This is a genomic window from Ottowia thiooxydans DSM 14619 (assembly GCF_000422885.1).
Taxonomy (GTDB): domain Bacteria; phylum Pseudomonadota; class Gammaproteobacteria; order Burkholderiales; family Burkholderiaceae_C; genus Ottowia; species Ottowia thiooxydans.
The window spans coordinates 1-26,926 of the sequence record NZ_AUGX01000015.1 but is presented as its reverse complement, the minus strand read 5'-3'; the positions used below and the strand labels follow the sequence as shown (position 1 = coordinate 26,926).

The 26,926-nt window shown below is 58.9% G+C and carries 29 protein-coding genes; 8 read left to right on the top strand and 21 right to left on the bottom strand.

Translation table 11 applies throughout. The features are described 5' to 3' along the window. Nucleotides 1-56 precede the first annotated feature (56 nt). Nucleotides 57-689 carry a response regulator gene (locus G518_RS0114450; protein WP_028603162.1) on the bottom strand — a complete coding sequence of 211 codons (633 nt, stop codon included), beginning with the start codon at nucleotides 687-689 and terminating at the stop codon, nucleotides 57-59. Nucleotides 690-727: 38 nt separating this feature from the next. Between G518_RS0114450 and G518_RS35205 the strand changes: the two genes are divergently transcribed. The 4 genes from G518_RS35205 to G518_RS0114430 all read left to right on the top strand — a co-directional run bounded on the left by G518_RS35205 (nucleotide 728) and on the right by G518_RS0114430 (nucleotide 4,900). After that, the gene (locus tag G518_RS35205) at nucleotides 728-2,227 is read left to right on the top strand and encodes a CHASE3 domain-containing protein (RefSeq protein ID WP_084651829.1); all 1,500 of its coding nucleotides are present in this window, start codon (nucleotides 728-730) and stop codon (nucleotides 2,225-2,227) included. A 116-nt stretch (nucleotides 2,228-2,343) separates the two neighbouring features. After that, nucleotides 2,344-2,727, top strand: a complete 384-nt coding sequence (locus tag G518_RS0114440; protein WP_028603161.1) for a glycine zipper domain-containing protein — start codon at nucleotides 2,344-2,346, stop codon at nucleotides 2,725-2,727. Nucleotides 2,728-2,783: 56 nt separating this feature from the next. Continuing rightward, complete coding sequence (locus tag G518_RS0114435) at nucleotides 2,784-3,095, top strand: BON domain-containing protein (protein WP_028603160.1); 312 nt, start codon at nucleotides 2,784-2,786, stop codon at nucleotides 3,093-3,095. A 143-nt stretch (nucleotides 3,096-3,238) separates the two neighbouring features. Continuing rightward, nucleotides 3,239-4,900: a SulP family inorganic anion transporter gene (locus tag G518_RS0114430; protein WP_028603159.1), complete on the top strand. Its 1,662-nt coding sequence runs from the start codon at nucleotides 3,239-3,241 to the stop codon at nucleotides 4,898-4,900. A gap of 92 nt (nucleotides 4,901-4,992) precedes the next feature. Here G518_RS0114430 and G518_RS0114425 read toward each other — a convergent pair whose 3' ends face one another. The 12 genes from G518_RS0114425 to G518_RS35190 form a co-directional block, all read right to left on the bottom strand. Further along, nucleotides 4,993-5,415 carry a BLUF domain-containing protein gene (locus G518_RS0114425; protein ID WP_028603158.1) on the bottom strand — a complete coding sequence of 141 codons (423 nt, stop codon included), beginning with the start codon at nucleotides 5,413-5,415 and terminating at the stop codon, nucleotides 4,993-4,995. A gap of 15 nt (nucleotides 5,416-5,430) precedes the next feature. Beyond that, nucleotides 5,431-6,162, bottom strand: a complete 732-nt coding sequence (gene folE, locus G518_RS0114420; protein ID WP_036594795.1) for a GTP cyclohydrolase I — start codon at nucleotides 6,160-6,162, stop codon at nucleotides 5,431-5,433. Between the two features lie 108 nt (nucleotides 6,163-6,270). Next, on the bottom strand, nucleotides 6,271-7,044 hold the full coding sequence (locus tag G518_RS0114415; RefSeq protein ID WP_028603156.1) for an endonuclease/exonuclease/phosphatase family protein: 774 nt from the start codon (nucleotides 7,042-7,044) through the stop codon (nucleotides 6,271-6,273). A 6-nt stretch (nucleotides 7,045-7,050) separates the two neighbouring features. After that, a complete protein-coding gene (gene nudB / locus G518_RS0114410; protein ID WP_028603155.1) occupies nucleotides 7,051-7,527 on the bottom strand; it encodes a dihydroneopterin triphosphate diphosphatase in 477 nt (158 codons plus the stop codon). Nucleotides 7,528-7,536: 9 nt separating this feature from the next. Next, entirely contained in the window at nucleotides 7,537-7,848 is a 312-nt protein-coding gene (locus G518_RS35200) for a YqjK family protein (RefSeq protein ID WP_051236682.1), read from the bottom strand. Next, nucleotides 7,845-8,231 (bottom strand): phage holin family protein, encoded by a 387-nt coding sequence (locus tag G518_RS0114400; RefSeq protein WP_028603154.1) that lies wholly within the window; start codon nucleotides 8,229-8,231, stop codon nucleotides 7,845-7,847. The genes G518_RS35200 and G518_RS0114400 overlap by 4 nt, the downstream gene beginning before the upstream one ends. Nucleotides 8,232-8,262: 31 nt before the next feature. Beyond that, nucleotides 8,263-8,583, bottom strand: coding sequence for an ElaB/YgaM/YqjD family protein (locus G518_RS0114395; RefSeq protein WP_028603153.1), 321 nt, complete (start codon nucleotides 8,581-8,583; stop codon nucleotides 8,263-8,265). A gap of 86 nt (nucleotides 8,584-8,669) precedes the next feature. Continuing rightward, a complete protein-coding gene (gene aspS / locus G518_RS0114390; RefSeq protein WP_028603152.1) occupies nucleotides 8,670-10,466 on the bottom strand; it encodes an aspartate--tRNA ligase in 1,797 nt (598 codons plus the stop codon). A 14-nt stretch (nucleotides 10,467-10,480) separates the two neighbouring features. Beyond that, complete coding sequence (locus G518_RS35195) at nucleotides 10,481-11,224, bottom strand: DUF502 domain-containing protein (RefSeq protein WP_084651827.1); 744 nt, start codon at nucleotides 11,222-11,224, stop codon at nucleotides 10,481-10,483. Between the two features lie 35 nt (nucleotides 11,225-11,259). Beyond that, nucleotides 11,260-11,634, bottom strand: coding sequence for an FmdB family zinc ribbon protein (locus G518_RS0114380; RefSeq protein ID WP_028603151.1), 375 nt, complete (start codon nucleotides 11,632-11,634; stop codon nucleotides 11,260-11,262). Between the two features lie 255 nt (nucleotides 11,635-11,889). Beyond that, nucleotides 11,890-13,335, bottom strand: a complete 1,446-nt coding sequence (locus G518_RS0114375) for a high affinity choline transporter 1 (protein WP_028603150.1) — start codon at nucleotides 13,333-13,335, stop codon at nucleotides 11,890-11,892. A 278-nt stretch (nucleotides 13,336-13,613) separates the two neighbouring features. Next, entirely contained in the window at nucleotides 13,614-14,138 is a 525-nt protein-coding gene (locus tag G518_RS35190) for a hypothetical protein (protein ID WP_051236679.1), read from the bottom strand. Between the two features lie 288 nt (nucleotides 14,139-14,426). On the opposite strand from G518_RS35190, the gene G518_RS38480 reads away from it, so the two are divergent. Then, nucleotides 14,427-16,535 carry an ankyrin repeat domain-containing protein gene (locus G518_RS38480; RefSeq protein WP_028603149.1) on the top strand — a complete coding sequence of 703 codons (2,109 nt, stop codon included), beginning with the start codon at nucleotides 14,427-14,429 and terminating at the stop codon, nucleotides 16,533-16,535. Nucleotides 16,536-16,565: 30 nt separating this feature from the next. Here G518_RS38480 and G518_RS0114355 read toward each other — a convergent pair whose 3' ends face one another. The 3 genes from G518_RS0114355 to G518_RS0114345 form a co-directional block, all read right to left on the bottom strand. Next, nucleotides 16,566-17,369: a DUF2145 domain-containing protein gene (locus G518_RS0114355; RefSeq protein ID WP_156909401.1), complete on the bottom strand. Its 804-nt coding sequence runs from the start codon at nucleotides 17,367-17,369 to the stop codon at nucleotides 16,566-16,568. A 7-nt stretch (nucleotides 17,370-17,376) separates the two neighbouring features. After that, nucleotides 17,377-17,781 carry a hypothetical protein gene (locus tag G518_RS0114350; protein WP_245597973.1) on the bottom strand — a complete coding sequence of 135 codons (405 nt, stop codon included), beginning with the start codon at nucleotides 17,779-17,781 and terminating at the stop codon, nucleotides 17,377-17,379. A 480-nt stretch (nucleotides 17,782-18,261) separates the two neighbouring features. Next, the gene (locus G518_RS0114345; protein ID WP_028603146.1) at nucleotides 18,262-19,098 is read right to left on the bottom strand and encodes a DODA-type extradiol aromatic ring-opening family dioxygenase; all 837 of its coding nucleotides are present in this window, start codon (nucleotides 19,096-19,098) and stop codon (nucleotides 18,262-18,264) included. A gap of 92 nt (nucleotides 19,099-19,190) precedes the next feature. Between G518_RS0114345 and G518_RS0114340 the strand changes: the two genes are divergently transcribed. Beyond that, complete coding sequence (locus G518_RS0114340) at nucleotides 19,191-20,090, top strand: LysR family transcriptional regulator (protein WP_028603145.1); 900 nt, start codon at nucleotides 19,191-19,193, stop codon at nucleotides 20,088-20,090. 35 nt (nucleotides 20,091-20,125) lie between these two features. On the opposite strand, the gene ubiB is transcribed toward G518_RS0114340, so the two are convergent. From ubiB to G518_RS0114315, 5 genes are all read right to left on the bottom strand, one after another. Then, the gene (gene ubiB / locus G518_RS0114335; RefSeq protein ID WP_028603144.1) at nucleotides 20,126-21,694 is read right to left on the bottom strand and encodes a ubiquinone biosynthesis regulatory protein kinase UbiB; all 1,569 of its coding nucleotides are present in this window, start codon (nucleotides 21,692-21,694) and stop codon (nucleotides 20,126-20,128) included. Continuing rightward, nucleotides 21,691-22,266 (bottom strand): hypothetical protein, encoded by a 576-nt coding sequence (locus G518_RS0114330; RefSeq protein ID WP_028603143.1) that lies wholly within the window; start codon nucleotides 22,264-22,266, stop codon nucleotides 21,691-21,693. Before G518_RS0114330 ends, ubiB begins: the two co-directional genes overlap by 4 nt. Nucleotides 22,267-22,365: 99 nt before the next feature. After that, the gene (locus tag G518_RS0114325) at nucleotides 22,366-23,370 is read right to left on the bottom strand and encodes a Tim44 domain-containing protein (protein ID WP_036594752.1); all 1,005 of its coding nucleotides are present in this window, start codon (nucleotides 23,368-23,370) and stop codon (nucleotides 22,366-22,368) included. Nucleotides 23,371-23,420: 50 nt separating this feature from the next. Then, complete coding sequence (ubiE, locus tag G518_RS0114320) at nucleotides 23,421-24,155, bottom strand: bifunctional demethylmenaquinone methyltransferase/2-methoxy-6-polyprenyl-1,4-benzoquinol methylase UbiE (RefSeq protein WP_028603141.1); 735 nt, start codon at nucleotides 24,153-24,155, stop codon at nucleotides 23,421-23,423. Between the two features lie 54 nt (nucleotides 24,156-24,209). Beyond that, nucleotides 24,210-24,626, bottom strand: coding sequence for a gamma-butyrobetaine hydroxylase family protein (locus G518_RS0114315; protein WP_028603140.1), 417 nt, complete (start codon nucleotides 24,624-24,626; stop codon nucleotides 24,210-24,212). Nucleotides 24,627-24,728: 102 nt separating this feature from the next. Between G518_RS0114315 and G518_RS0114310 the strand changes: the two genes are divergently transcribed. Together G518_RS0114310 and G518_RS0114305 are read left to right on the top strand one after the other, a co-directional pair. Beyond that, on the top strand, nucleotides 24,729-25,802 hold the full coding sequence (locus tag G518_RS0114310) for an AI-2E family transporter (protein ID WP_028603139.1): 1,074 nt from the start codon (nucleotides 24,729-24,731) through the stop codon (nucleotides 25,800-25,802). A 111-nt stretch (nucleotides 25,803-25,913) separates the two neighbouring features. Beyond that, entirely contained in the window at nucleotides 25,914-26,351 is a 438-nt protein-coding gene (locus G518_RS0114305; RefSeq protein WP_028603138.1) for a hypothetical protein, read from the top strand. Nucleotides 26,352-26,926: the final 575 nt, after the last annotated feature.

Genomic DNA, 26,926 nt, shown 5'->3' with positions numbered 1-26,926 from the left:
GCCCCAAAGACACCCATGACACCGCAGAGGGCGACCTCCGCGGCATTCCTGCTGGATCAATCGATCAGCTTATTTTTAAGTGCGTAGTAGGTCAGATCGCTATTGGAATTCAATCCCATTTTCTCCATCAAGCGGGTGCGATAAGTGCTCACGGTTTTGACGCTGAGCGAAAGGGATTCGGCGATATCGCCGGCGGTTTCGCCTTTGGCCAGCTTGAGAAACACCTGGAATTCACGCTCCGACAACTGCTCGTGAGGAGGCGCATCCGTTTTGCGATTGAGTTGCTGCGCCAGCAATTCCGCCACGGACGCCGTGATGTAGCGCTTTCCCAAAGCGATGGTACGAATGGCCTCGACGATCTCCGAAGGCTCGCACTCCTTGTTCAGATAGCCACTGGCGCCCTGGCGGATCAGGTTCATCGCGTAATGCTCTTCCGGATAACCGGAGAGGATAAGAACACCCACATCTGGCGCCTTGGCGCGGATCATGCCAAGCGCATCGATGCCACTTTGACCAGGCATGGACAAATCCATGACCAGCACATCCAGCTCGGTTGTCCGCACGAGGTCGATGGCCTCACGGCCGGTGCTGGCCTCTCCTGCTACACGAAGATCTACGTGCTCGGAGAAGAACTGTTTGAGCCCGGAACGCACGATGGCGTGGTCGTCCACAATACCGATTCTGATCACGGTTTACCTTTCCGGGTTTTATTGACTACTGCACGCTAATGAACACCAATTCTAGTTCGCCAGGCGTCACAGCCCAGCCTATATCTGCATCCCCGGCATCGAAACGTCATTCCGTACGCAACTTGACAGCGATATGGATCTTCGCTGCTCTGTGTGCAGTTCTGGTCTGGTTTGTCAATGAAACCACACATCGAAAAACAAACGAAGTCATGGGCGAGATCCAGAATGCCCACCAAGTCCGCTGGACCATCAACTCATTGGTCCGCGCGCTGAGCGAAGCAGAATCTGGCCAACGAGGCTTCATCTTGACAGGTGACCGCCGGTACCTGGAGCCCTACGATAGCGCACTGGCGGACATTACCCGCCTGAGAAGAATGCTGGACACCCAACACACCAGTGCGCTCTTCGACACCGACAGAATCATGAGCTTTCGCGGCTTCATGTCGCAAAAAATGGCCGAGATGGCGCTCACGGTGCGTATGCGAGAAGACAACCGTCCGGAAGTAGTTGACTTCGTCGTTAGCAGCAACGTCGGGCTCGAACAAATGGCAGCGTTTCGCGCACAGAGCGACGCCCTGCTCGCCCAGAGTGAGACCTTCATAGAACAGAAACGGCTGGAACTCAGAAACCTGCTGAATGTCTCTCGTTTTGGTATGGCGCTGGGCGTGTTCGCGGCGCTCGTAGCCTTCTTTTTGCATGTCCGGCAGACCCGTGCACTCCATCGGGAGAGTGAAGCTCATCAGCGCGCCTTGGAGGCCGAGCGCGATGCCCTCGAATCCCAGGTGCGTGAACGAACCAAGCGGCTGGGTGAGCTGGCCACACATCTCCAGCAAGCGGTGGAAGACGAACGCGCGCACTTGGCGCGTGAGCTGCACGACGAACTGGGCGCTTTGCTAACCGCCGCCAAGCTTGATGTGGCTCGCCTGAAATCACGGCTACCCAAAGACACACCAGAATTTGGCGAACGGTTGCAACACCTGACCGAAACGCTGAATCAGGGCATTGCGCTCAAGCGACGCATCATCGAAGACCTGCGCCCATCCTCGCTGTCCAATCTGGGGCTGGTGGCCTCCCTGGAGATTCTCTCGCGCGAATTCTCCGAACGTTCCGGCATCCCCGTAGAAACGGCCCTGGAGCCGGTGGATCTCGACCCCGCCGCTGAATTGACGATTTATCGCACTGTGCAGGAGGCGCTGACCAATATCGGCAAGTACGCCGAGGCTCGCAGCATCAGGGTATCGCTTAAAAACTACGTCTATCACGCGGAGGTTTCCATCGTCGACGACGGCCGCGGCTTCGACCCCAGCGTGTTGCCACAGTCTTCCCATGGGCTCGTGGGTATGCGTCACCGCGTGGAAGGTGGTGGAGGCAGGCTGGACATCAACTCTGGCTCCGGTCGTGGGACCCGAATCACGGGTACGGTGCCCAGACATCAGGCCCGGGTTCAAAGTGAGCTGGCCTCCGCTTCGGGCGCCATGTCAGCGAATTCCTACGCGCCGGGCATCAAACCACCGACATCCGGCAGCGCACCCGGCTGATCGCATCCGCCGGGGCATCACGTAAGCTAAGTACCAAGCAACCGGAGCAGTACAGGCCCACGCCTCTTACCCCGATTGCGAATCTTGACTTCGCTGGATCACCAAAGGAATTCGACATGGGCAATAGAAACATCAGCTCGATAGACAAACTGGCCGACACCGCAAACACCGCGACTGACACACTGGCAGATAAAGCAGAGAGCACTGTGGATTCCGCGCGATCGTTCGCCAACGAAGCGTTGGACAAGGCGGATGCCAAAGTCCGTAGCCTGCGTGACGACATCAAACCCGCGATCGACGCCATTTCGGCTCGTGTGCAGGTTATGGCCGAACAGGGCAAAGCAGCGGCTTCCGATACAACCGCTCAAGCGCGGGAAAAATTCAATGATGTCGCTCACAAGACGAGTGCTTATGTCGCTGAGCAGCCGATGAAGTCCATGGCTATCGCGGCGGCGGCTGGAGCCGTCGTTGCCATGCTGCTGGGTCGCCGCCGCAAGTAAAGCGTTCGCGGAACACCAGACACGCGCGCATCTAATACAACAACAGGACATTCACCATGAAAACACTTCGCACAGTCGTCATTGCGGCCATGACTGGCCTTACCTTGGTAGCCACTGGTTGCTCCGTCTTCCGCGGTCAGGAAACGGTGGGAGCCTATGTGGACGACGCATCTATTACCACCGCCGTGAAAGCCAAATTCGTTTCCGACAAAACGGTAGATGCTGGCGCCATCAACGTGCAGACCTTGAATGGTGAGGTTTCACTGGCAGGCTTTGCCAAGAGCGCTGAAGAAAAATCCAAAGCCTCTGAAATTGCACGTGGTGTGAACGGCGTCAAAAGCGTTCGCAATAACCTGGCCGTTCGTTAAAAGAATCAGGGCTGATTCTTCAGCCCTCGACACGTCTAACCATCCCCGGGGCCTCAAGGCTACCGGGGATTTTTCTTTTAACCACGCTTGGAGCCTTTTCACAATCCAGAGATATGTCCGGCCGTCTGGCGTAGCATAGCGGCATGCGCATTTCCTGGTCCCGTCTGATCCCAGCCCTGAGCTGGCCGCGTCCTAATACCGAGATGCTGCGGGGTGAAGCCATGGCCGGCCTCACCGTCGGGCTGATGGTGATCCCGCAGGGTGTGGCGTATGCCGCTCTGGCGGGGATGCCGCTGGTCACGGGAATTTATGCATCCATGCTACCGGCGCTCTTTGCCGTGCTGTTTTCGGCATCAGCGCGATTGTCGGTAGGTCCTACCGCGTTAAGCGCACTGCTCATTCATGCATCGCTCATTGGGATGGCAGAGCCGGGAAGCGCGCAATGGGTCGAGCTGGCGGTATGGCTGGCGCTGCTGTCTGGAGCGATGCAGATGGTGCTGGGTTTCGCCCGTTTCGGGTGGCTGCTCAACGTAGTGAACGCTCCTGTACTAATGGCCTTTACACAGGCCGCGGCAGTTTTGATCATCGCCTCCCAGCTCCCCGCCTTGTTAGGCCTTCAGGGTGGGTGGACACAGTTGTCCGACTGGCATGGCATTTCCGCCATTTATGGAGTGATCGCACTCGCATTGCTGATGGGCGCACGGCGTTGGCGGCCCACCTTCCCTACCGTGCTGGTGGTGGTGCTCGCGGCAGCCGGCGTGAGTTGGCTGAGCGGTTTCGAGGGTTCGGGCGGCAAGGTGGTGGGCGAGCTGCCACAGGGCTTGCCGGAGCTCTACCTGCCAGGTTGGCCTGGTTGGGCCACCATGGGACAACTGGTCATGCCAGTACTGGTGATCACGCTGGTGAGTTTTCTTGAAACCGCCTCCAGTGCGAAGGTGGATAGCGAGCGCAAGAATACCCGCTGGGACCAAGACCAGGATTTAATCGGCCAGGGGGTGGGCAAGATTGTTTCAGGCCTTTCAGGCGCCTTCCCCACCAGCTCTTCGTTTTCCCGCTCGGCACTCAACCTGTACGCGGGCGCCCAATCAGGCTGGGCCACGGTATTTTCGGTGGTGGTGGTGCTGATCGCTCTGCTGACCTTCACTCCGGTACTGCGCTATGTACCGCAACCCGTGCTGGCGGCCATTGTGGTGGCGGCGGTGGTTGGACTGCTCAAACCCAGCGAATTCAAAAGGCTGTGGCGCATCTCACGCGTTGAGGCACTGATTGCCGCCGTAACCTTCGTGGTGACGATCCTGGCGGCCCCGGCGTTGTATTGGGGCGTGCTGGCGGGCGTGCTGATGATGCTTTCGCTGTTTCTCTACCAGCATTTGCATCCACGCATCATTGAAGTCGGTCTGCATCCTGATGGCAGCCTGCGCGACCGCCATCTATGGAACCTTCCTCCACTGGCATCTCATACGTATGCACTGCGCATGGATGCCCCGCTCGACTTCGCCGCGGCCAGCCAGTTTGAACGCACGCTCGTCGAGTACTTGGCAGATCACCGGGACACCCGGCACGTGTACCTTTTTGCGCAGCCCATCAACCGCATCGACGCCACGGGTGCAGAGGTGTTCACGCGCTTGCTGAGAATGCTGCAAGGCCATGGCATAGCCCTGCATATCAGCGGATTGAAGCTACCAGCAGAAAAAGTGTTGACCGCAGCAGGAGCCCTGACCGAGAGCCCTTTGCTGCATTTGTACAGGACCGAGGGAGAGGCGCTGGCTGGCCTCGCACGCCCTGAAGCGCCTGTGGGTGACTAGGGCGTGCTCACACCAAATTCGCCCCCGCGCCACTAAGAACACGTCACACTTAGCGAGCGTGGGTTCTTTACCGCTCGATCAGAAGCGCTCTATCAGGGGCGCCCGACCACGCTCGCAGTCGCCATCAGTTCGTCAATCAGAGCCATTGAAACCTTACCTGTGACCAAATAGGGATTCAGTTCGGCCTGCTCGCTGTATTTAAGCAGCGTGCTCGGATTGATGCGGCTGGTGTTGACCATTCCCATCGTCCAGCCTCCAAAACGCCGCTCTGTGATCTCTTCATAATGGAGCAGCACGACCTCCTTGTGGCGCGCATCCCGCTGGATCACGCCATAAAGGTCGCTGACGATCTGGCGGCCACCTTCCAGCACCTGCATGAAGATCCCACCGCCGTACACCAGCACACCAGTAACGCCCTGTTCAGCGTTGTGCTGCTGCGCACTGGCGCATATCGCATCAATGGCGGCCGGAGTGGTGTCGACGGCGCGGCTGGCGTAGAGCAATCGGACAAGCATTATTTAATCCTGAGTTCAGCGTGCACGTGGAATGAGTGCGAGAAATTCGCGCCGCAGGTTCACATCCTTGAGGAACACGCCGCGCATGACCGAATTGATCATCTTGCTGTCCATGTCCTTCACACCCCGCCATGCCATGCAGTAGTGCGTGGCTTCCATGACCAAGGCCAGGCCATCAGGTTTCGTCTTTTCCTGGATCAGATCGGCCAGCTGGACCACAGCTTCTTCCTGAATCTGCGGCCGGCCCATGATCCATTCAGCTAAACGGGCATATTTAGAAAGGCCAATGACATTGGTGCGCTCGTTGGGCATCACGCCTATCCACAACTTGCCCATGACCGGACAAAAATGGTGGCTACAGGCAGAACGCACAGTGATCGGGCCCACAATCATCAACTCGTTCAAGCGTTCCGCATTCGGGAACTCGGTGATCGTGGGCCCCTTGATGTAGCGCCCACTGAACACCTCGTTGATATACATCTTGGCCACCCGACGCGCGGTGTTGGCTGTATTGTGATCCGTAGCGGTGTCGATCACCATGCTGTCGAGCACGCCTTGCATCTTGTCCTGCACCTCGTCCAGAAGAAGCTCCAGCTCCCCCGGCTTGATGAATTCGGCAATATTGTCATTGGCGTTGAACCGGCGGCGCGCTTCCTTCAGGCGTTCACGGATCTTGACCGAAACGGGAGTACCGACATCGTCGGAAGCCACCTCGCTGGCGGATGAGAGTTCAGGCAGGGATTTCATGTCTGCCAGCATGGTAACAGCGCTGCTAAAGCCTTGCCTTCCAAGAAAGTGTTCCGGATCTTTTCGGGCGCCGGGCATTCGAGGCCCGAAAAGATCGGGAACACGTTCTCAGGCCCCTGCGCGCATCCTGAACTCAGCAATCAGCGGCAGGTGGTCCGACATCCGACTCCACGCGCGCCCGCGCGGCGCGGCGAGGCCAAGCGGCTCCATACCACGCGCGTAAATATGGTCAAGCTGCACCACCGGCAAACGGGAGGGATAGGTGAAGGTACGGGGCCCTTCAAACGAATGCAGCGCCTCGGCGCGGAGCAGTTTTTTAACCTGCGTCCCCCAATCGTTGAAATCTCCTGCGACGATCACAGGCGCATCGATTGGAACTTCGCGAGCAATGTAGCGCTGCAGCTGAGCCGTCTGCCGCAAACGGCTGGCCGGAATCAGCCCGAAGTGGACCACGATGGCATGAAGAGGGACTTCACCGATCAGAATCTCCACGTGCAGGAGGCCGCGCTGCTCGAAACGATGGTCAGACATGTCTTCATGACAGTGTTTGATGATCGGCCAGCGTGAAAGCAAGGCGTTGCCGTGCTCTCCATGCTTGGTCACGGCATTGGTAGAGTAAACCGCCTCGTAACCTTCCGGCGCCAGAAACTCCGCTTGGGGCACCTGCGGCCAGAGAGAGAAAAAATCAGCCTCCCTGCGGTTCACCATGCGAACTTCCTGCAGGCAAACGATATCTGCATCCAGCGTATCCACGGCCAATGCGAGGTTATGGATTTCCAGCCGCCTGGTGGGCCCAATGCCCTGCACGCCCTTATGAATGTTGTAGGTGGCGACGCGCAGCACCCCGTCGTCGTGTTCGGTGGAATCAGCAGAGGCGGACATGAGCGATCAGGAAACGAATCGGGGCAGCAGCAGGCAAGCCTCGGCATTGGACGGGGAAAAACAGCGATCGGCAGCGGCTTGCCAGGGTAGCCAGATCCAATCCGTATGCTCACGTGGATTGAGCTGCACTGGTGTGTCGGCTCCTACACGTAGCCCAAACACATGTTCGGTGTTCATGGTAATGCCCGGCGCATAACGATGGCGCCACCGAGGATAGATTTCGTAAACGTTCTCAAGTTCCCAATCTTGCAGCAGGCAAGAGGGATCACGGGCATTGATGCCTGTTTCCTCGAACACCTCCCGGACGGCGGTGTCTGCAAAGGGGTCTTGATCGCTGTCTTTGCTCCCGGTAACCGATTGCCAAAAGGCGTCTGAGGTGTCGGCTCGGCGAATCAGCAATATGTCAAGCGAGGCGGTATAGATCACCACCAACACAGACTTCGGAATCTTGTAGGAGCGTGGCAAGGCGGTGGCCTCAGCCATATGAATTTCTCAAAGAAACTGGCGCAGGAATGCGTTCGCCACAGGACGCACACGCTGAAACATCTGCCAGCCCGACCAAGCCCGTAAACCCAGTCCAACCATCGCCTTTGGCCGCGCAGCGGCGGCGCCCAGCAAAGCAGCCCCCACTACGGCGATCAGGGCAGGATTGGATTGCATCCACGACGCGCCTTCGCGCACCTTGTCAGCGGCACGAAACGCAGGCTGGATGACGCTGGAACGATGGGCCAGCTGTTCGCGCAGCTGGGCCGAGCGAAGCAGAAGCTGCTCGCGGCGCGCGGCAAGTTCGGCTCGTTGACTCATGAGCGAAGCCGCTCCTGATCGCGCTGCGCCTCATCCCTGGTGCCGGCGAACATCCGGAAACCTTCCTTGAAGCGCATCCAGGCCAAGCCGAACAAAGCCAGCCCACCACCTAGAAAAACGACCGTGCTGATGCCCAAAGCCAGCAAGCGGTGCGTGTCCCAAAACAGCACGGTGAGAAACACGGCCAGGAAAATCAGCCCAAAACTGAGAAACGTGACCGCGAATGCCCCAAACATCGCCATCTGAGCCAGGCGCAACAACTCTTCCCGTGCTTCGACGGTAAACAGCTCAAACCGCACCTGAGCCAACTCAAGCACATCGGCCAGGAGCGCGCCCACGCGCGCTGCCGTGCCGGGCTGTTCAGACGCCGAGGGTCGTGCCATGCTGGATTGGATGTTCTAGATCAAATGGAGATTACCGACGACCGAGCAACACACCTACCAAGATGCCCAGCGCTGCAGCAGCACCAATGGACGACCATGGGTTGTCGTGTACGTATTCGTCGGTAGCGGCGGCGGCATGGCGGGCACGAGCGCGCACAGCGGCATCGGCATCAGCCAATTTTTCACGGGCCAGGACCAGATTTTCCTTGGCACGGCTACGCAATTCGGCCATTTTGCTGTCGGTCTGACCCGCAGTTGCGGACAGCAGTTCCTCTGCATCAGCAATGACGCGGCGAAGATTGGCGACCAATTGATCTTTAGTTTCTACAGCGGAATCGACCATATCTGACATGATGAGCTCTCTCTCTATGTTTGAGGAACTCATCCTAGCAGAGCCCAAGCGGCGATGGCGTAGGACGGCATCGCCGCGCGGCCAAATCAGGCCGCAGGCGTGGTGTTACGCAGCCGGATATGCAACTCGCGAAGCTGCTTTTCTTCCACCGGGCTAGGCGCTTGCGTGAGCAAGCACTGCGCGCGCTGGGTCTTGGGAAAAGCGATCACATCACGGATCGAGTCTGCTTTGGTCATCAGAGTAACCAGGCGATCGAGGCCAAAGGCCAATCCACCGTGCGGCGGCGCGCCATATTGGAGCGCGTCCAGCAGGAAACCGAATTTCTGCTGCGCATCTTCACGCGAGATTTTGAGTGCATCGAACACCTTGGCCTGCACATCAGCGCGGTGGATACGCACTGAGCCTCCGCCCAGTTCCCAGCCGTTCAGAACCATGTCGTACGCTTTGGAGACGCACTTGCCCGGATCAGAATCCATGTAGTCTTCGTGGCCGTCTTTAGGCGCCGTGAACGGATGGTGCACCGCATTCCAGCGGTCTTCCTGATCGTCGTGTTCGAACATCGGGAAATCCACCACCCACAGCGGCGCCCAACGATCTTCGAATAGGCCAGTTTTACGGGAAAACTCCCCGAGCCCGATCTTCAGACGCAGCGCGCCAATGGCATCATTCACCACCTTGGCCTTGTCAGCGCCAAAGAACAGGATGTCGCCGTCCTGCGCACCGCTGCGCTCCAGGATTTGAGCGATTGCGGCATCGTGGAGGTTCTTGACGACAGGCGACTGCAGTCCATCCCGGCCCTTGGCCACTTCGTTGACCTTGATCCAGGCCAGCCCCTTTGCGCCATAGATCTTGACGAATTCAGTAAAGCCGTCGATTTCGCCGCGGCTCATCTCACTACCACCGGGCACGCGCAATGCAACCACGCGTCCGCCGGGGGTGGTCGCCGGACCGCTGAACACTTTGAAATCAACGTCGGTCATGACGTCTGTCAGCTCGGTGAATTCGAGTTTCACGCGCAGATCAGGCTTGTCAGAGCCGAAGCGATACATCGCTTCGGAATAAGGCATGACCGGGAACTCACCCAGATCCACATTCAGCGCATTCTTGAAAACCGTGGTGATCATTCCCTGGAACAGATCTCGGATCTCTTGCTCGTCCAGAAACGAGGTTTCGATATCGATCTGAGTGAATTCAGGCTGACGATCCGCCCGCAGGTCTTCGTCTCGGAAGCACTTGGTGATTTGGTAGTAGCGGTCGTAGCCGGACACCATGAGCAACTGCTTGAACAGTTGAGGTGATTGAGGCAGGGCGAAAAACATCCCGTCGTGCACGCGGCTGGGCACCAGGTAATCGCGCGCACCCTCTGGTGTGCTCTTGGTGAGCATGGGTGTTTCGATGTCGATGAAGCCGTGTGTATCCAGAAACTTGCGCGCCTCCATGGCAACCCGATAACGCAGCATCAGGTTGTTCTGCATGTAAGGCCGGCGCAGATCCAGCACTCGGTGCGTGAGGCGCGTGGTTTCGCTCAGGTTGTCGTCGTCGAGCTGAAACGGAGGCGTGACTGATGGGTTGAGTACCGTCAGCTCGTGACACAGCACTTCAATGCCGCCGCTCTTGAGGCCATCGTTCGTGGTGCCTGCCGGACGGGCGCGCACAACGCCCACCACCCGCACGCAAAACTCATTGCGCACATCTTCGGCAACCTTGAACATATCTGGGCGATCAGGATCGCACACCACTTGCACGTAGCCTTCGCGATCACGCAGATCGACAAAGATCACGCCACCGTGGTCGCGGCGGCGGTTGACCCAGCCGCACAGGCTAACGCTCTGGCCGATCAGTTCTTCGGTCACCAAGCCGCAGTAGTGGGAACGCATCGACATACCGTGTTTCGCTTTCAGGATTCGGATCTGGCGGCCCCATCGGCCACCGGTGTTGCAAGAGGGAGCACGTTCTGCTCCGCGGAAGTGGAATTGGGTTGCGCCAGCGGGGCAGTTGCCGGGGCAGGCACGGGCACAGAAGTGGGGGGCGACACGACCCCCATGGAGATCACGTACTTCAACGCTTCATCCACGCTCATCTTCAATTCGACCACATCAGCCCGCGGGACCATCAAGAAAAAACCTGAGGTTGGATTGGGCGTGGTAGGCACGTAAATGCTGATGTAGTCACCGTCCAGGTGGCGCGCCACCTCACCACCGGGCCGACCGGTCAGAAAGGCGATGGTCCAGGCGCCCTGACGGGGGTACTGCACCAGCACCGCCTTGGAAAAAGCCTGGCCAGAACCTGAAAAGAGAGTGTCAGAGACCTGCTTGACACTGCTGTAGATGCTGCGAACCACGGGGATCCGCGTCATGACCTTGTCCCACTGGCGCAGCCACCACTGGCCGAACATGTTGGCGACAAAAAGGCCCGTACCCAAAATGACGAGCGCCACCAGGATCACGCCTAACCCTGGAACATGGCGCAGCTTCCCGGCCAGGACACCGGCGTTGGGCAACATGGCTTCGGCGGCCGCAAGCACTCCGAGGAAGATGCCGTCGAGTATGCCGACGAGCCACATCAGCACCCAGACTGTGACGCCCATGGGCAGCCACACCAGCAAGCCGGTGATGAAGTATTGCCTGACGCGCTGCATCATGGTGGTGCGAGGGGTTGAATCAGAAATGGAAGGGCTCAGCTCTTGGAAGATGACCCGCTCGAGGCACCGCTGCTGGAAGCGGGAGCAGGCGCCGGCGCGGGAGCCGGGGCAGCAGCCGGCGCCGCAGCGGAGGCAGCTGCTGGAGCTGGCGCGGCGGCAGGCGCGCTGTCCGACTTGCCGCTATCGGAACTCTTGGAGCCCCCCTCTGACGAGGAAGCGGCTTGCGAGCCTCCACGAAAGTCCGTGACATACCATCCCGAGCCCTTCAGCTGAAAGCCGGCAGCAGTGACTTGTTTGCTGAAAGCCGAAGCGCCACACTCCGGGCAGACCGAAAGAGGCGTGTCAGACATTTTCTGCAACACATCCTTGGCGTAGCCACAGGAAGAGCATTTGTAGGCGTAGATAGGCATGGCAATCCAGCTCAGGGCGCGTGAGCCGAGGGCAAGTTGAGATAGGAAAAACCCTCAATTATAGGCTTGAGGAGAGACTTCGAGCTTATTTGCGGCGCCGAGTACAAAGTAAGCCAGGTGCGCCGCACAGCATTCAAATACACCGATGCCGTTTGCGCCCAAGCAAGGCTCGCTCAATCAGGCGCTTCCCCACTCCGCCCAGGGAGAAGTTCACGGGAGGCCCAGAAGGCCCAAAAGACCCTGAAGACCGATATCTCAGCCCAGGCCCTGCAACTTGTGGTGGGAGGCGCGCGTGTCGCGCACGACCTGGGGGCCAAGCGAGCCAATCAGCATCCCCACCACAGCGGCGAGTACGCCGGCAAGCTGCGCCGGGAACATCTCACCAGCTGGTGTGAGCAACAGCGACAACCAGGTGAGACATCCCAAGGCAATGGAAAGCACAGCGCCCTGAGTGGTGGCGCGCTTCCAGTACAGCCCGAATACGAGCGGTACGAATGCGCCCACCAGGGTGACTTGATACGCCCCCGAGACCATCTCATAGATCGACGTTCCCTGCATGCGGATCGAATACATCAGTACCAGCATACTGAACACGAGTACTGTGATGCGCATGGTCAAAAGCTCCTGACGATCACTCTGCCGGGGGCGGAACTGGCGCCAAATGTTTTCCACAAAGGTCACGCTCGGTGCCAGCATGGTGGCAGAAGCCGTGGATTTGATGGCTGAAAGCAACGCGCCAAAGAACACCACCTGCATGGCAAACGGCATCTGATCCATCACCAGGCGCGGCAACACTTTTTGCGGATCATCTTGCAACAACTGAGTGGCCTGCTCAGGCATGATGATCAGCGCGCTGGTGACCAGGAACATCGGGATGAACGCGAACACGATATAGAGAGAGCCACCGATGATGGAGCCCCGCGTGGCGGCTTTCTCGCTATTGGCCGACATCACGCGCTGGAAAACGTCTTGCTGGGGGATAGAGCCGAACATCATGGTGATCGCCGCTGCGATGAAAAAGCTGATGTCGCGCCACGTGGGTTCGGGAAAGAAGTTGAACATGTCACGGCTGACAGCCAAAGCCAGGACTTTGTCCGCACCACCCGCCTGCCCGCTGGCATACACCGCCAGGATGATGAGGCCGCTCACCAGAATGATCATCTGGAGAAAATCCGTGACGGCCACAGACCACATGCCACCAAACAGGGTGTAGGCCAGAATGGAAACCACACCAATCGTCATGCCCATCGGCACGCTGATGGCACCGGCTGAGAGCACGTTGAACACGAGCCCCAATGCGGTGACCTGAGCGGAAACCCAGCCCAGGTAGCTGACCATGATGAACAGCGAACACACCAGCTCAATCACGCGGCCGTAACGCTCGCGGTAGTAATCGCTGATGGTGAGCAGGTTCATCCGGTAGAGCCGGGCCGCGAAGAACACGCCCACCAGAATCAAGCAGAACCCGGCACCAAACGGATCCTCCACCACGCCGCCTAGCCCGTCCTTGACGAACTTGGCTGGAATCCCGAGCACGGTCTCAGAGCCGAACCACGTGGCGAATGTCGTGGTCACGATCATGATGAGCGGCAAATTGCGCCCTGCGATCGCGAAGTCGACCGTATTCTTGACCCGCTTGGCGGCGATGAGGCCGATGGCGATCGTGACCAATAGATAAGCGAAGACCAATGTCAGCAGCACGGCAAGCGCTCCAGAGGAAGGGGGTGGGAAGCCTTGGGGAAACGCGGATTTTAGTGTGACAAATCGCTAAAAAATTGCCGAGCGACGAGAAAGCCGCCGACCTCGCGCCGTCTGGAGCCTGCCACCTCTCGTTCAGCGCCTCTAAAACGATCGTATTCGGCTCATGCACCTGGAGCATTTGACGAGGCCTGTTCGCGCCCACGTATGCCTTTTCCACTCGATTCGCCCGATTCAAGAGCGCGCATCAACAAGCTTAGGAACACAATGCTGATCTGGATTCAAACCGACAGAAGCAAGCCATTCAGGCCCCAGTGGTGCAACATTTCGCGCACGATCACTAAACGCGCGGCGCTCGCACCGTCTACTGACAAATTGTCCTGTGCCGCAGGACGCCCCTCGGAGCGCGCCACCAGACGGTTGAAAACTTGTTCGACCGCCTCCACATCCCACCAGATTGGCGCACTTGGGAGCTCCGCCACATTAAGCTCGTCGGTCACCGACTCTCCACGGCCTCCGAGAGCCGCGGCAGCCAGCCCACGCAGCAGTGGATCAGCGCAAACCAATTGGAGCGAAGCAGGCAGCTGCGCACGGAGCGGCATGACCGCATCCTCCACCACCTCGATAGCTTGTTCGATTTCCAGCGGGTGAGGCGGTACATGGCGCAATACGTCACGAGCCAACGCGCCAGCGCCCACCGGTAAAGAGAGCACCACCTGCAAATCAGCTCCTGGCGCCGAGCGAACCCAGGTCAGCAGATCCTCGAACTGGAGCTGGAGCTGGAGAACAGCAGCGTCGACGTTCATGCCGACGCCCCTATGGAAAGGGCGAAAAATATTCGCTCGTTTGACCGGAGCCTGGGCGTCAAAAAATACGTCATGATCGATCCGAGTGCCTTATGGGTACACGAGGGCCCGACCCTCGCCATCTCTTGAGCCTGTAGCGCCAAGAAATGGTAACAGCGGAAAAACCAGGAGATTCGGGGGCCTGTGCATAGTTGAATTGACCGTCGCGTGGCAAAGGCTATTCCAGATGGAACTCACGGGCGCGCGGGGTGACTCACTCTGTACAGCACACTCTAAGCGAACTTCCAGATGCCTGCGCAGATCGACGGCCCAACTCACGCCACCCCCTTGCCTTTGGGGTTTGCGGTACCTGGTTTCTCGCCTTCGCCCGCCAGCAGATGCAGCGTAGGCGCCACTGATGTGGGCAACTCGCTCTCAAGTGGCCGCGATGAAAGCACACAAGACATCAACCACTCCCTCACGCAAGTAAGCGATAGTGAAGGAATCGTTGCCTCGGCCATCACCGCCGTACAACAGTTGATGACCGCTGCCGTCGGAGCACCTGCAAGCCTCTGGAATGTCCTCAGCAACTTCCCCTACAGAATCTTCGCTTTAGTCTTCCCTGAACACGCAGTCCACTCGCTGCTCAACGTGGCTTCAGAGGGCAAACTAGACGAAATGCGCGCATGGCTCCAGGCCGGCGTCCACCCCGATTCAAAATCAGCGTCGGGGCAAACCGCGTTGACGACCGCCGCTTATGAAGGGTTTGCAGACGCCGTGGAGCTCCTGCTGCAAGCGGGCGCCAGTGTCGACATCGCGGACACGGAAGGCCGCACCCCGCTGATGAATGCGGCTGAAGGAGATCACTGGGAGGTGATGAAAATTCTTCTGAACGCCAAGGCTGACGTCAACGCCCGCGATACAGATGGCTATTCACCACTGACGGTGGCCGCCAGTAGCGGGCTCACAGCCGCTGTAGACATACTGCTGAGCGAACATGCCGATATCGCCACCGTCGACATAGAGGGCTACACCCCACTCATGTTTGCGGCGCAAGGAAATTATCTGGGAGTGATGAAAGCCCTGCTCAGAGCTGGCGCCGCCGTTGATGCCCGCAACGTTCATGGCCATTCAGCACTGATGCTGGCCGCCAGGTGGGGAGGACTCGAAGCGGTCAACGTCCTGCGAGAAAGCGGCGCCAGCCTCCGTATCTTCGATCTATTCGGGTGCACTCCGCTGGCCAGCGCCGCTGAAGGAAATCAGTTGGAAGTGATTGAGACGTTGTTGTTGGGTGGAGCTGACGTCAATGACAATAGCGGTGGATGGCCTGCGCTGGGGAGGGCAGCCCGGGGCGGGCATGCCGAAGCCATGAATCTTCTTCTGGAAAATGGCGCCCATATCGACATCCGCGACAAGTTTGACCACACCCCGCTGATGTGGGCATGCCATACGAAGCATCTGGAATTGGCCGAAACGCTTCTGAAAAATGGAGCCGACCTCAACGCCGAAGATCGGAACGGCCATACAGCTCTGAGACATGCGGTGCACGCAGGAAATTTCGAGGTCATGGACTTCTTGCTGAAATGCGGCGCGCAGTTCAATGTGGAGTCCTACGGCCACACTTCCCTCCCCAGCCTGCAGACGGCGATTGAGAAAAAATGCTGGCATGTCGTGGATGCGCTCATCGCCCCCAGTGTCACAGCCTTCCAGAACGACTTGAAATTATTGGGTCTATGGCCGCTCACGCCTATAAGCCGTGCGGGCCTCACTCAGCAGCTGGTGTACGCGCTTGAGGCTGGGCACCACCAAATCACCACACTGCTGATCTCAGCGCTGGATACCCGCGGCGATGCTTTCGTTAAGAACGAGGATGCCTCTGGCGAAGGACTCTCCCACGTGGGGCCTCTCACCCTGCTGGAATTCGCGGCTAGGACAGCTCCAATCCCCATCGTGCTGGGTCTGCTGAGTGAGCTTCATCAAGAAAGGGTGTACACAGAGATCACCACAGACGAGAACCCCGAGAAGTGGGAGGCGAGCCCAGCAGTTCGCGCGATGCTGGAACAGCTGCAGTCAACGCCCCAGGGCAACGAAGCTGGCGCCAACGAAAGCAGCGGCTCACCAGCTCACGTCGGGCAGGCACCGAGATTAAACGCCAGAGTAGAGCTCAGGGGCGAACCAGGAAATTTGCCAATTTCGCGAGAGGATTGGTGTACGCCAGAACCGCGGCAGGCAGACTATACGGAGCATCTCAACCGCGCATTGGCGGCTGCCGTACACGCCAATCGCCGCGACGTGATCCAAGCCCTGATGGCGCTCGGCGCAGATCCTTACGCGCGCTTTGATGATCGGCTGCCGGCCATATCCGCCGCCAAGGCTAACGGAAATCTGGACACATTCCATACGCTGACAGGATCGTGAGCGAATCAAATGCATCTGCAGCAGGCCAGATCAGCTACCGACTCTTCTCAACCCTCCTGGAGCCAGGCGTTCCAGCCAAGCCAGCATGGAGTCGGCCGTCACGGTTTCAATGCGGTCGGAAAACCGCTGTGCGTTGGGATGATCGTCAAAAGCCACTTTGGCGGTGGTCGCCCTGCCACCCAACCTAGTGAGTGCGCGAATTTGCAGGGTATCAGGCCTGTAATCCCTCAACCGAAGCCACCCCTGTGCCTGCTGCCGAGTCAGCACGCCCGGCTCTGCAGCAAGTGCCAGCGTTTCAATGGCCCATTGATTGGATTGCTGATAGCGCGTGCCCCAGGCGTAGCTGACCATGCTGTAGAGCGGCTCGTGCAGCGCAGCCACGCGCGCCTTGTCTTGCAGCACATTCCATAGTTCGTCTTGCCAAGCGTGCGGAACTGTATGCCAGGCGGCCTCATAACGCCACAGGTCGTCCAGAAAGAAATCACCCAACCCTTGGCGCATGAGCATGGAACGATCGGTTCCGCACTCGTTCAGCTTGTGCACCAGCTGCCACCCGCCCTCAGGCAGGCGGTAGGCCCAGGCCACGTGGGACCAAGTTTGATGGTAACGCGTGAGATCCTGCCCTGCGCGTGCCAGCAGCACGACACGTGTGCCGCCCTCCGCGTAAGCCTTCTCAAGGGAATTGGCAGTACGCTGCGCCAGATTCAAGCTACGACCAATGAGCTCCGCGCTGGGTTTGGCCGCTGTACACACACGCCCCGCATGGGCGCCGCTGCAGCCCAAAGCGAGCACGAAGACAGCAAGGCCCGCTCGCAAAGATGAAGAGTATTTCATCAGCCGCTTAGATCAGTCGCTCGCTGTAGAGCAAGGCCTGTCCAGCGGAATTGGGGACGAATGCAATCGCCTCCCCACCCGCGGACAATATTGCTCCGCTGGCAATCACGGTCACTACCAAGGCAGTGCCCGCAATGGCTGATGCGCCGCCAAGCACGCCTGTGGTCATGAGCACACTGGCCGTGGCGCCATCGCCGGCGCGTTCCAGTAAATACACCGTGCCTTGCGCTGATGCCTGCACAGCTTTTACTGTGAGCACAGCGCCGCTCACCGCCAGAGCGGCGGGCACTTCCGCCAGCTTGCTCAATACGGCGCCGGCAAGAGAAGCGGGAACAACCACCGAAATGACCGGCAGCAAAGAGATTGCCGTGGATGTAGTGCTTTGAGCCCAAGCAGGGGTACTGGCCGCCATGAATACGGCGCCTGCGCACATCAGAGAGGTTCGAAAGCGAAACAGCCTCTGAAGCGCAATTGATGCAAGAGGCAGGAGGCGGCTCCGTACGGGCCGCGCCAATGGTTCAGGTATTAGATTGAGCATGGGCGCGGAGTGTGCGACCTGCTCCGTCACGGAAGGGCCCTCAACATGGCAAGTTGTCTTCCAGAGCCTGACCAGTATCGAAAATTGATACTTTTAAATTAATTCAAAAGTATTCTCACTATGCTCACCAGCCTAGGAGGCTGTCGGACTTGGAGCGCCGATAGCGAAAATGGGCCCCAGCGAGGACAGTTTTCACGGGATTTGCAGGCCCATAGCCTAGCTATGGGTCAAAAAGACCGTGAAAAATGGACCGCTGCGGCCCATTTGCAGCCGGCGATTTCCAAGTCCGACAGCCTCCTAGGGGCCTCTTCAAAACCCCTCACAGCCCGGATGGCCGGCCCACCAAGTGTGGTGTCAATCAAATCTGAAGGCGGAGATCACAGTGCGCATTACTTCGTCAGAAAACACCTTGCGCCCTGAGCCCTCCCCTGCGGCGCCGGCCACCACATGCAGAGGCAGCAGATGCTCTTCGGCGCGCGCTGGATGAGACAGGCGACCCGCCGGGCCGCTGGCTGTATCCCAGTGGCTCAACCGGTCATTGCGCTCCTGCGCTGGCAGCCCCACAGTGTCCGTCAACCAACGATCGAACTCGGCGCTGATTGGTGTGGAGCGCGGGTCTCCATAGCCGCGCATGTTGTGGTAACTCATGCCACTGCCAATAATCAGTACGCCTTCATCGCGGAGCGGCGCCAGCGCACGGCCATAGTTGACGTGGGCCCCTGCGTCGAGGCTGCCCAGGAGCGAGACTTGCAGCACGGGCACATCGGCGTCTGGAAAAGCCACTTTGAGCGGAATGAAGGTGCCGTGGTCGTAGCCTCGCTCCGCATCCACTGAGGAGGCAATATGAGCGCCAGCCAGCAAGCCTCGCACACGCTCGGCCAGTGCGGGTGCACCGGGGGCGGGGTAACGTAGTTCGTAAGTATGCGGAGGAAAACCGTAGTAATCAAACAACATGCCTGGCTGCGCCGCGCCGGTCAGTGTGACCTCTGGCGCCAGCCAGTGGGCCGTGACCAGCAAGATGGCTTTGGGCGGCGCTGGCAAGCTGCCAGGGATGCTGCGCAGGAAACCAGCGGTTTTGTCCCAGGCGTCAGCTGGATTCCAGTCCATGAAGAAGCAAGGCCCGGCTCCGTGGGGGATGTAGAAGGCGGGCATCCGGAGTGCAGATGCAGTTGAGGCGGAGGTGGTATTCATGATGGCTTCAAGTTTGCGCTTTGACGGCTGCTTTTCAAAGGGCCAGAATCGCCAATCAGTTTTAACCTGGAGTACGAAATGAAAGGCTTGCCGTGGATAGATTGAACAGCATGCGCGTGTTCACCCTGGCTGCTCAGTCTGGCACGCTTTCAAGTGCGGCGCGTGCCCTGGACATGTCACCCTCCATGGCCACCAAGCACGTGGATGCGCTGGAGGCACGCCTGGGCGTAAAGCTGCTGCACCGTTCTACGCGCAAGCTTGTGCTGACCGAGGCAGGCGAAGCCTATCTTGAAGCTGCGCTGCGCATTCTGGACGATGTGGATGACGCCGACGCAGCCGCCACCGCCCAGCGAACGCGCGCCACGGGCGTGCTGCGGCTGAACATGCCTCATTCATACGGGATGCGCCACATCGCCCCGCTCATTCCGGCGTTCAGTGAGGCTCATCCGGCGGTCAGCCTGGAGCTGGGCATGACAGACGCACCGGTAGACCTGGTGAGCGAGCGCTGGGATATGGCGGTACGCATTGGGCATCTGCACGACGATACCTTGCAGGCTCGCCGGCTGGGCGATTGCCGCATGATCCTGTGCGCCTCGCCCTCCTATCTCAAACGCCATGGTGCTCCAAAAACTGTGGCTGATCTGGCGCATCACAACTGCCTGGGTTACACACTGTCCATCACCAATACGCCCGCGCAGTGGCGATTTGGCGCCGATGGAAGCATCACCCAAGCCGTACAGGGCAATCTTCGCGCCAACAGTGGTGAAGCGCTATTGGCCGCCGCCCTGGGCGGCCAGGGTCTGATTTATCACCCCACCTTTATCCTGGACGCTTCCATAGCCAAGGGCGAGCTGGTCGCGTTGACGCTGGATCACCCCACACACGAGCTGGGTGGCATCTATGCGGTTTGGCCGGCGAATCGCCACCCGCCCGCCAAAGTGAGGGTGATGGTGGATTTTCTGGTGGCGAAACTGGGCCAGGCGCCCGGCTGATACCCACTTGCTGCCAGTAGGCACCAAGCAGGCCCCTAGAACCAGTTCATTCGGACAAATACGAAAGCCGCCACCAACGCCAGCAGGAAGCCAAGGAAGGCTAGCGCGATCACCTTGAGAAGGCTATTGGTGCGCTGCTGCTCGGCCACCAGGGCGAGCAACTCGCGCTTCAGGCCATCACTGGGCCTTTGCGAAAGGTAGCCGTGCAGCAAGCGTGGCATTTCCGGCAGCATCTTGGCCAGATACGGCGCTTGGTCCCGGATTTCCCGCCACAGACGCTTGGGCCCGATCTGATCAAGCATCCATTTCTCAAGAAACGGCTTGGCGGTGTGCCAGAGATCGAGGTCGGGATCAAGCTGGCGTCCCAGGCCTTCCACATTCAGCAAGGTTTTCTGCAATAGAACAAGCTGCGGTTGAATCACCACTTGAAAGCGACGCGATGTCTGGAACAGGCGCATAAGCACCATGCCGAGCGAAATTTCTTTCAACGGCCTATCGAAGTAGGGCTCACACACGCTGCGGATGGCCGCTTCCAGCTCGTCCACCCTGGTGCCCGGGGGAACCCAGCCACTTTCCAGGTGCAGCTCGGCCACGCGTTTGTAATCTCGCCTGAAGAACGCGGTGAAGTTCTGGGCAAGGTATTCCTTGTCGTATTGCGTGAGAGTGCCGACGATGCCGAAATCAAGCGAGATGTAGCGCCCGAAGGTCGCTGGCTCCACGCTCACCATGATGTTGCCCGGGTGCATGTCGGCATGGAAGAAGCCGTCGCGAAAGACCTGGGTAAAGAAGATCGTGACCCCATCGCGCGCCAGCTTCGGAATGTCCACGCCGGCCGCTCGCAAGCGTTCGACCTGGCCAATAGGAATGCCTTTCATGCGTTCCATCACCATGACGTCCGGCCGACAGTAATCCCAAAAAATCTCAGGGATCATGACCAGGTCCAGGCCAGCCATGTTGCGCCTGAGCTGAGCGGCACTCGCGGCCTCGCGCACGAGGTCCAACTCGTCGTGGAGGTACTTGTCAAACTCCGCGACCACCTCGCGGGGCTTCAAGCGCTTTCCGTCGGCGGAGATATTTTCTATCCACGCTGCCATGGTGCCGATCAGATTCAGATCCTTCTCGATCACCTTCTGCATGCCAGGACGCAGCACCTTGACGGCGACCTCACGCTCCCTCCCACTGGCATCGCGGAGGACAGCAAAGTGCACCTGGGCAATCGATGCACTGGCTACCGGCTCTCTCTCAAAACTGACGAATATCTTGTCTATGGGCTGGCGAAAAGCACGCTCTATCGTGGCGACAGCCACTTCAGCTGGAAAGGGCGGCACGCGATCCTGCAAAAGGGCCAACTCTTCCGCGATATCGGTGGCGAGCAAATCGCGCCGGGTGGAGAGCACCTGCCCAAACTTGACGAAGATAGGCCCCAGACGTTCAAGCGCCTCTCGCAAACGTTGCCCGCGCGGCGCTGAGAGATCCCGCCCAATTGAAGCGAAACGGGCGATCAGGCGCAGCCAGGGTTTTTGGAAACTGGTGAGGACCAGTTCATCCAGCCCATAACGCAGCGCCACCCAAGCGATGGTGGTGGCCCGCAGCACGCTCCTCATGAATCAGCCTTACCGCCAAAAGAGCCTGAGCCTGAACCGGGCGCAGAGGGCCCCGAAGTAGCCTTGCCTACGAACTGCCTCAAACTGGCGGCTGCGCTGCGCGCCACGTTGGCAATCGTATGGGCGGGTGCATCGCCTATGAAACGCGCGAGATCTTCCTCGGCGTCCCAGCGGACGTTGTCGACCAGCCAATTGACTTCAGCTGCGAATTGCACGTCGCCTTCAATGCGCACTGCCGGTCTTTCACCACGCAAGACACCCTGCGCCAATGTCAAAGGGGAAGCATCCGTTACGGTGAGCAGCAGATCGGGCGTGGCTTCAGGGGCTAGCTCCAAGAGCCCTGCAGGTGTGGCGGACAACTGCATCGCCAGATCTCGCCACTGCAGACGAACCACGCGACCTTGTTGTTTTAGAAGGCGGGCCTGAGCCTCTGGCTCCTGCATCAGCACATGGTTCAAAAACAGCACTGAACGGTGCTGCATCTCTTCTACCAGCCAAGTAGGTGCCGACAGTTTTTCGGTGAGCTTGCTGAAGGCTTCGGCCAGCAATGAAAATGGGGACTGTGTTGCCATAGTCCCCATTATCGGTCGAGTGGTGAGCAGTGAAGGGTCAGACCCTGCTACTTAGTCGCCCTTCGGCGCCTGAAGCAGGGCTGATCGCTCAGTTTCTCATCACTGGAGTGCCTGCACTCCAGCCACCAGCCAACCACCCCGGCCAGTACGTGATTTCGTCATGTTCCAAACTTCACGGAACGGGCTAGGACCGGCGGAGAGGTCTTCGCGGATCATGCCGCTGAACTCCACGCTCGCCATGTAAGCGTCATCAACTTCCTCGATTCCGAGCAGTTGGGCTTCCAGCATGACGACTTCGGTCTGGTTGGTTTGACCAGGGGCGGTGCGTTCACGCTCGGCCAATTGGCTCTGGATTTCAGTCAGCATGTCATCGGTCATCATGGCGCGCAGAGCCGCAATATCAGAGCGATCCCAGGCGTCTTGCAGGCTGATGAAATTGCGCTTGGCAGCGGCGGTGAAACCTGCAATATCAAAATCAGCAGGAACACCCCAGTTTTGCGAACCCGCGAGCCCTGCCCCAATCATGGAGCCACCAGCCACACCAGACGCCGCACCGGCAGCACCCGTATTGAAGCTGGCGGTCTGGCCCTCCCAAGGGCGGGCAGACGCATCATTGCCAACTTTTTCAGGGCTGTACTGACGCGGCGTGACCGGATTGGCCGCTCCGGCACCTTGATAGGCCAAGGGGCTGGAAGCGTTGCCGGCCGAGCGGCGGCGCAGCATGTTGAATACCACCACGGCGGCAACACCCAGCAGTACGATCAGCAAAATGTTGCCAAAAGCAGCGCCGAGGCCGAGCGAACTCGCCAGCCACGCGAGTCCCAAGCCGGCGGCGAGACCGCCCAGCATGGCGCCCCATGGCTTGCGGGTGGCAGCAGCTGCTGCACCAGCGGTACCGGCGGCGCCCGCTGCGGCAGTTTGGCTTGGCGTATTGGGTGCAGCCGCTGGCGGCGATGCATCACGCTGAGTGACGTTACTGGATTGGCGGCCCATGGACTTTCCACCGCCCATACGGCGCGCCTCGGCGTCGAATGTGAAAGCGCCAACCATGACCACTGCCAAAAGCAAGGTACAGAGGCGCGAAACAATGGCAGACAGGTTCATGTGGTCGTATCTCCTAGAAGTTAAATTTTTGTAGCCGGATCACCCAAAGACTACCCGCATTTGAGGCCAACGTGTAGGGAAACAACCCCAGCAGTCATGTTGTGATAATCCACGTGTCCAAACCCATTGACCTTCATTAGCGCTTTTAGTTCCGCCTGATTAGGGTGCATGCGAATGGATTCGGCCAAATACCGGTAACTGGCGTCGTCTCCTGCCACCAGTTTTCCCAGGCGCGGAAGCACCTTGAATGAGTACAGATCGTAGGCTTTTTGCAACGGTGCGGCCACACGCGAGAACTCGAGCACCAAAAGCTTGCCGCCAATTTTGAGGACGCGGGCCATTTCGCGCAGTGCAGCATCCTTGTGCGTCATGTTCCGCAGCCCAAAAGCGACGCTGACCACATCAAAATATCCGTCGGGGAAAGGCAGTTTTTCTGCATCGCACACGGTGGTGGGGAGGATCACGCCAGCATCCAGCAGGCGATCGCGCCCCGTGCGCAGCATGGCTTCGTTGATGTCCGTATGCACCACCTGGCCACTGGCACCTGCTTTTTTCGCGAACGCCAGCGCCAAGTCACCCGTGCCGCCGGCGATATCCAGCACACGATGCCCTTCTTTGACGTTGGCCACAGTCACGGTATAGGCCTTCCACACACGGTGCAAGCCCCCGGACATCAGATCGTTCATCAGGTCGTAACGAGAGGCTACGGAGTCAAATACGCCGCGCACGCGACGTGCCTTGTCTCGCTCATCAACGTCTTCGTAGCCGAAATGGGTGGTAGCCATACTAAATAGGATGCAATTAGTTAAGTCTGGAAGATTTGACGATACCGCGCTGGCTCAATGATGCCCACATGCGCCGCCGGTCTGCTGGCCCATCGGGGCGTCACGATCCGTGCCCGCCGTGACCAGGCGTTCTTCGTAGTCGCGCCACAACTCGTCCTGGCGCGAACCCAGAAAGTATAGATATTCCCATGTGAAGATACCGGTGTTGTGACCATCTGAAAACGCTGGTTGCACGGCGTAATTGCCTACGGGCTCCAATCCGGTGATCGTGACCTCGCGCTTTCCAGTCTGCAAGACCTCTTGCCCCGGTCCGTGGCCCTTCACTTCGGCGGAAGGCGAATACACGCGCATCAGCTCAAAGGGAATGCGAAAGTGCGCGCCGTCCGGCCAGGCCAGTTCAAGCACGCGTGATTTGGAATGCACGACCAGGGTCTCGGGAGCAGGGACGGGCGTGGCGGTAGGGCTGGGCATGGTTTGAATAATCCGGAGCTCGGGGAGTTACCCGATTGTGACCGCCCATCGCGTTGCTTGCGTCTATCCCCGGGCATCTCCTCAGGTTATAGTCGCTCCGCTATGAATACCCCTGCTTTGCAACGCATTGTTTTCCTGCTGCTCCTGGCTTTGATCACAATCGCTTTCGGGTGGGTGTTGATGCCTTTCTTTGGCGCCGTGTTCTGGGCCATGACGCTGGCTCTGATGTTCGACCCCATCTACCAGCGCCTGTGCGTCAAGCTGCGAGGACGTAGCAATACGGCAGCGCTGATCACACTGATGGCCTGCCTGGTGATCGTCATCTTGCCGATGGCGCTGATCACATCTACCCTGATCACAGAGGTGACGGGCGTGACGCAGCGCATCAAAGCCGGGGAAATTAATTTCCGTTCGTATTTTCAGCAGATCCTGAGCGCGCTGCCTAATTGGCTGCTCGACTGGCTGGATCGCTTTGGCTTGTCCAACCTGCAGGGCGTGCTAGACCGTGTCTCCAGCGGCCTGGCCCAAGGCGGCCAGATGTTGGCCTCCAATGCCTTGGCCATTGGTCAGAACACCTTCGACTTCCTGGTCAGCTTTGTGATCATGATGTATTTGCTGTTCTTCCTGCTCCGTGATGGCCGAGACCTGTCGAAGCTGGTGCGCGACTCGGTGCCCCTGGAGCGCGAACATACCCGCTACCTGCTTTCCAAATTCGCCACCGTGATTCGAGCCACCGTCAAAGGCAATGTCCTGGTTGCGTTGGCTCAAGGTGCACTGGGCGGATTGGCCTTTTGGGCCTTGGGTATCCACGCTGCCGTGTTCTGGGGGGTGGTGATGGCCTTGCTGTCGCTGCTTCCGGCCATTGGTGCTGCCTTGGTCTGGGCTCCCGTAGCCATCTACCTGATTTCCACTGGCTCGGTCTGGCCAGGCATTGGTCTGGTTTTGTGGGGCGTGCTGGCCATCGGCCTTTCGGACAACGTGTTGCGGCCTTTGCTGGTGGGCAAAGATACCAAGATGCCCGATTACCTGGTGCTGGTGAGCACCATTGGAGGCATGTCACTCTTCGGTATCAACGGCTTTGTGATTGGCCCCACCATCGCAGCGATGTTCATGGCTTTTTGGGCCCTGTTCAACCGTCGCGACGACGAGGCGATGCCAGAAGACCCAGAGGGCTGAACAAGCGCCCTCTTCCTGTCCGTGGGGAAGAGTTCATTCTCCATTATCGTAAAATGAATTCTTTTTACTACTTTTAATCATGAGAATTGCATGATTACGAAAAACGGATAGATGAAAAAGTTTAAATTCCCCCTTCTCAGCGCTTTGATCGTTGTTGCGCTGACCACTGGTTGCGCTTACCGCACCGATTCCAATATTCCCTCGGATCCATCGGATACCAGTGCGGCGGTGAGCACCGGCACCAATGCTGCCGGTAGCGCAGCTCAGAAAGCAGCTGCCGTCAAGACCGCTCGCAACAAGGTCCAGATTTCAGAAGACTCGTTGCCTGGCAAGAAATACGCGGAAATCGGGCTGATTGAGGTGAGCGTCAAGAAATTGACGGTTTTTCACAAAGATCCCACGAAGGATCAGGCGGATGAGGTTCTGAAGGAAAAGGCGGTTGCTATTGGGGCGGATGCGGTGGTCAATGTGATTTATAAGAGCGGGATTGGGTTTACTACTTGGGGGTATATGGATGCGGAAGGGACGGGGGTTAAGTTCTTGGAATAGGGTCCAAGCCTGCCCTTTGAAGGTCTTACGCGCCGGCGTTTTAACTCCCTCTCCCCCCTGGGGAGAGGGCTGGGGTGAGGGCAAGCGGCGGTTGATTAAGCGCTGCCGTTGCTAATTACCTTCTGCTCTTTTCTTTAGGTCGGAGGCCGGGAATTGCGCCCGGCGACGCACCTACTTGTTCTTTGCTTCGCCAAAGAAAAGTAGGCAAAAGAAAGGCGACCCCAAGTCCGTGTCCCTGCGCTGCGCTGCGGGCACCCTCCGGTGCTCGGTCAAGGGGCGGTGCGGCAGAACTCGCTTCGTTCGCTTCGCTCTCTACCCTCAAACAACTGCCGCAAGCTAGTTCACGAAGCAAGAGCATCTTTCAGTGCTCTTGCCCGCCCCTTGCCCTGCGCTCCTCGGCACGGCCTCAAGGGGTGGGAGCCATGCTCGGGCCATTGCTGCGCTCGGCCTTCGAGTGGCATGTCTTTCCCCTGCCGGGGAAAGATAAATTCAATCAGCGCCTGCGCAAGGTTTCAGCGAAAGCTCCATGCAATCCGAACCGCAAGCAGCCTCTGCCTTGGCCGCGGGTGCAGGCC

Bases quoted from the DNA above. Each gene is read 5' to 3' on its own strand.
- G518_RS35205 (WP_084651829.1), top strand. From the start codon at position 728: ATGAACACCAATTCTAGTTCGCCAGGCGTCACAGCCCAGCCTATATCT.
- G518_RS0114440 (WP_028603161.1), top strand. From the start codon at position 2,344: ATGGGCAATAGAAACATCAGCTCGATAGACAAACTGGCCGACACCGCA.
- G518_RS0114435 (WP_028603160.1), top strand. From the start codon at position 2,784: ATGAAAACACTTCGCACAGTCGTCATTGCGGCCATGACTGGCCTTACC.
- G518_RS0114430 (WP_028603159.1), top strand. From the start codon at position 3,239: ATGCGCATTTCCTGGTCCCGTCTGATCCCAGCCCTGAGCTGGCCGCGT.
- G518_RS0114425 (WP_028603158.1), bottom strand. From the start codon at position 5,415: ATGCTTGTCCGATTGCTCTACGCCAGCCGCGCCGTCGACACCACTCCG.
- folE (WP_036594795.1), bottom strand. From the start codon at position 6,162: ATGAAATCCCTGCCTGAACTCTCATCCGCCAGCGAGGTGGCTTCCGAC.
- G518_RS0114415 (WP_028603156.1), bottom strand. From the start codon at position 7,044: ATGTCCGCCTCTGCTGATTCCACCGAACACGACGACGGGGTGCTGCGC.
- nudB (WP_028603155.1), bottom strand. From the start codon at position 7,527: ATGGCTGAGGCCACCGCCTTGCCACGCTCCTACAAGATTCCGAAGTCT.
- G518_RS35200 (WP_051236682.1), bottom strand. From the start codon at position 7,848: ATGAGTCAACGAGCCGAACTTGCCGCGCGCCGCGAGCAGCTTCTGCTT.
- G518_RS0114400 (WP_028603154.1), bottom strand. From the start codon at position 8,231: ATGGCACGACCCTCGGCGTCTGAACAGCCCGGCACGGCAGCGCGCGTG.
- G518_RS0114395 (WP_028603153.1), bottom strand. From the start codon at position 8,583: ATGTCAGATATGGTCGATTCCGCTGTAGAAACTAAAGATCAATTGGTC.
- aspS (WP_028603152.1), bottom strand. From the start codon at position 10,466: ATGTCGATGCGTTCCCACTACTGCGGCTTGGTGACCGAAGAACTGATC.
- G518_RS35195 (WP_084651827.1), bottom strand. From the start codon at position 11,224: ATGATGCAGCGCGTCAGGCAATACTTCATCACCGGCTTGCTGGTGTGG.
- G518_RS0114380 (WP_028603151.1), bottom strand. From the start codon at position 11,634: ATGCCTATCTACGCCTACAAATGCTCTTCCTGTGGCTACGCCAAGGAT.
- G518_RS35190 (WP_051236679.1), bottom strand. From the start codon at position 14,138: ATGAACGTCGACGCTGCTGTTCTCCAGCTCCAGCTCCAGTTCGAGGAT.
- G518_RS38480 (WP_028603149.1), top strand. From the start codon at position 14,427: ATGCCTGCGCAGATCGACGGCCCAACTCACGCCACCCCCTTGCCTTTG.
- G518_RS0114355 (WP_156909401.1), bottom strand. From the start codon at position 17,369: ATGAAATACTCTTCATCTTTGCGAGCGGGCCTTGCTGTCTTCGTGCTC.
- G518_RS0114350 (WP_245597973.1), bottom strand. From the start codon at position 17,781: ATGGCGGCCAGTACCCCTGCTTGGGCTCAAAGCACTACATCCACGGCA.
- G518_RS0114345 (WP_028603146.1), bottom strand. From the start codon at position 19,098: ATGAATACCACCTCCGCCTCAACTGCATCTGCACTCCGGATGCCCGCC.
- ubiB (WP_028603144.1), bottom strand. From the start codon at position 21,694: ATGAGGAGCGTGCTGCGGGCCACCACCATCGCTTGGGTGGCGCTGCGT.
- G518_RS0114330 (WP_028603143.1), bottom strand. From the start codon at position 22,266: ATGGCAACACAGTCCCCATTTTCATTGCTGGCCGAAGCCTTCAGCAAG.
- G518_RS0114325 (WP_036594752.1), bottom strand. From the start codon at position 23,370: ATGAACCTGTCTGCCATTGTTTCGCGCCTCTGTACCTTGCTTTTGGCA.
- ubiE (WP_028603141.1), bottom strand. From the start codon at position 24,155: ATGGCTACCACCCATTTCGGCTACGAAGACGTTGATGAGCGAGACAAG.
- G518_RS0114315 (WP_028603140.1), bottom strand. From the start codon at position 24,626: ATGCCCAGCCCTACCGCCACGCCCGTCCCTGCTCCCGAGACCCTGGTC.
- G518_RS0114310 (WP_028603139.1), top strand. From the start codon at position 24,729: ATGAATACCCCTGCTTTGCAACGCATTGTTTTCCTGCTGCTCCTGGCT.
- G518_RS0114305 (WP_028603138.1), top strand. From the start codon at position 25,914: ATGAAAAAGTTTAAATTCCCCCTTCTCAGCGCTTTGATCGTTGTTGCG.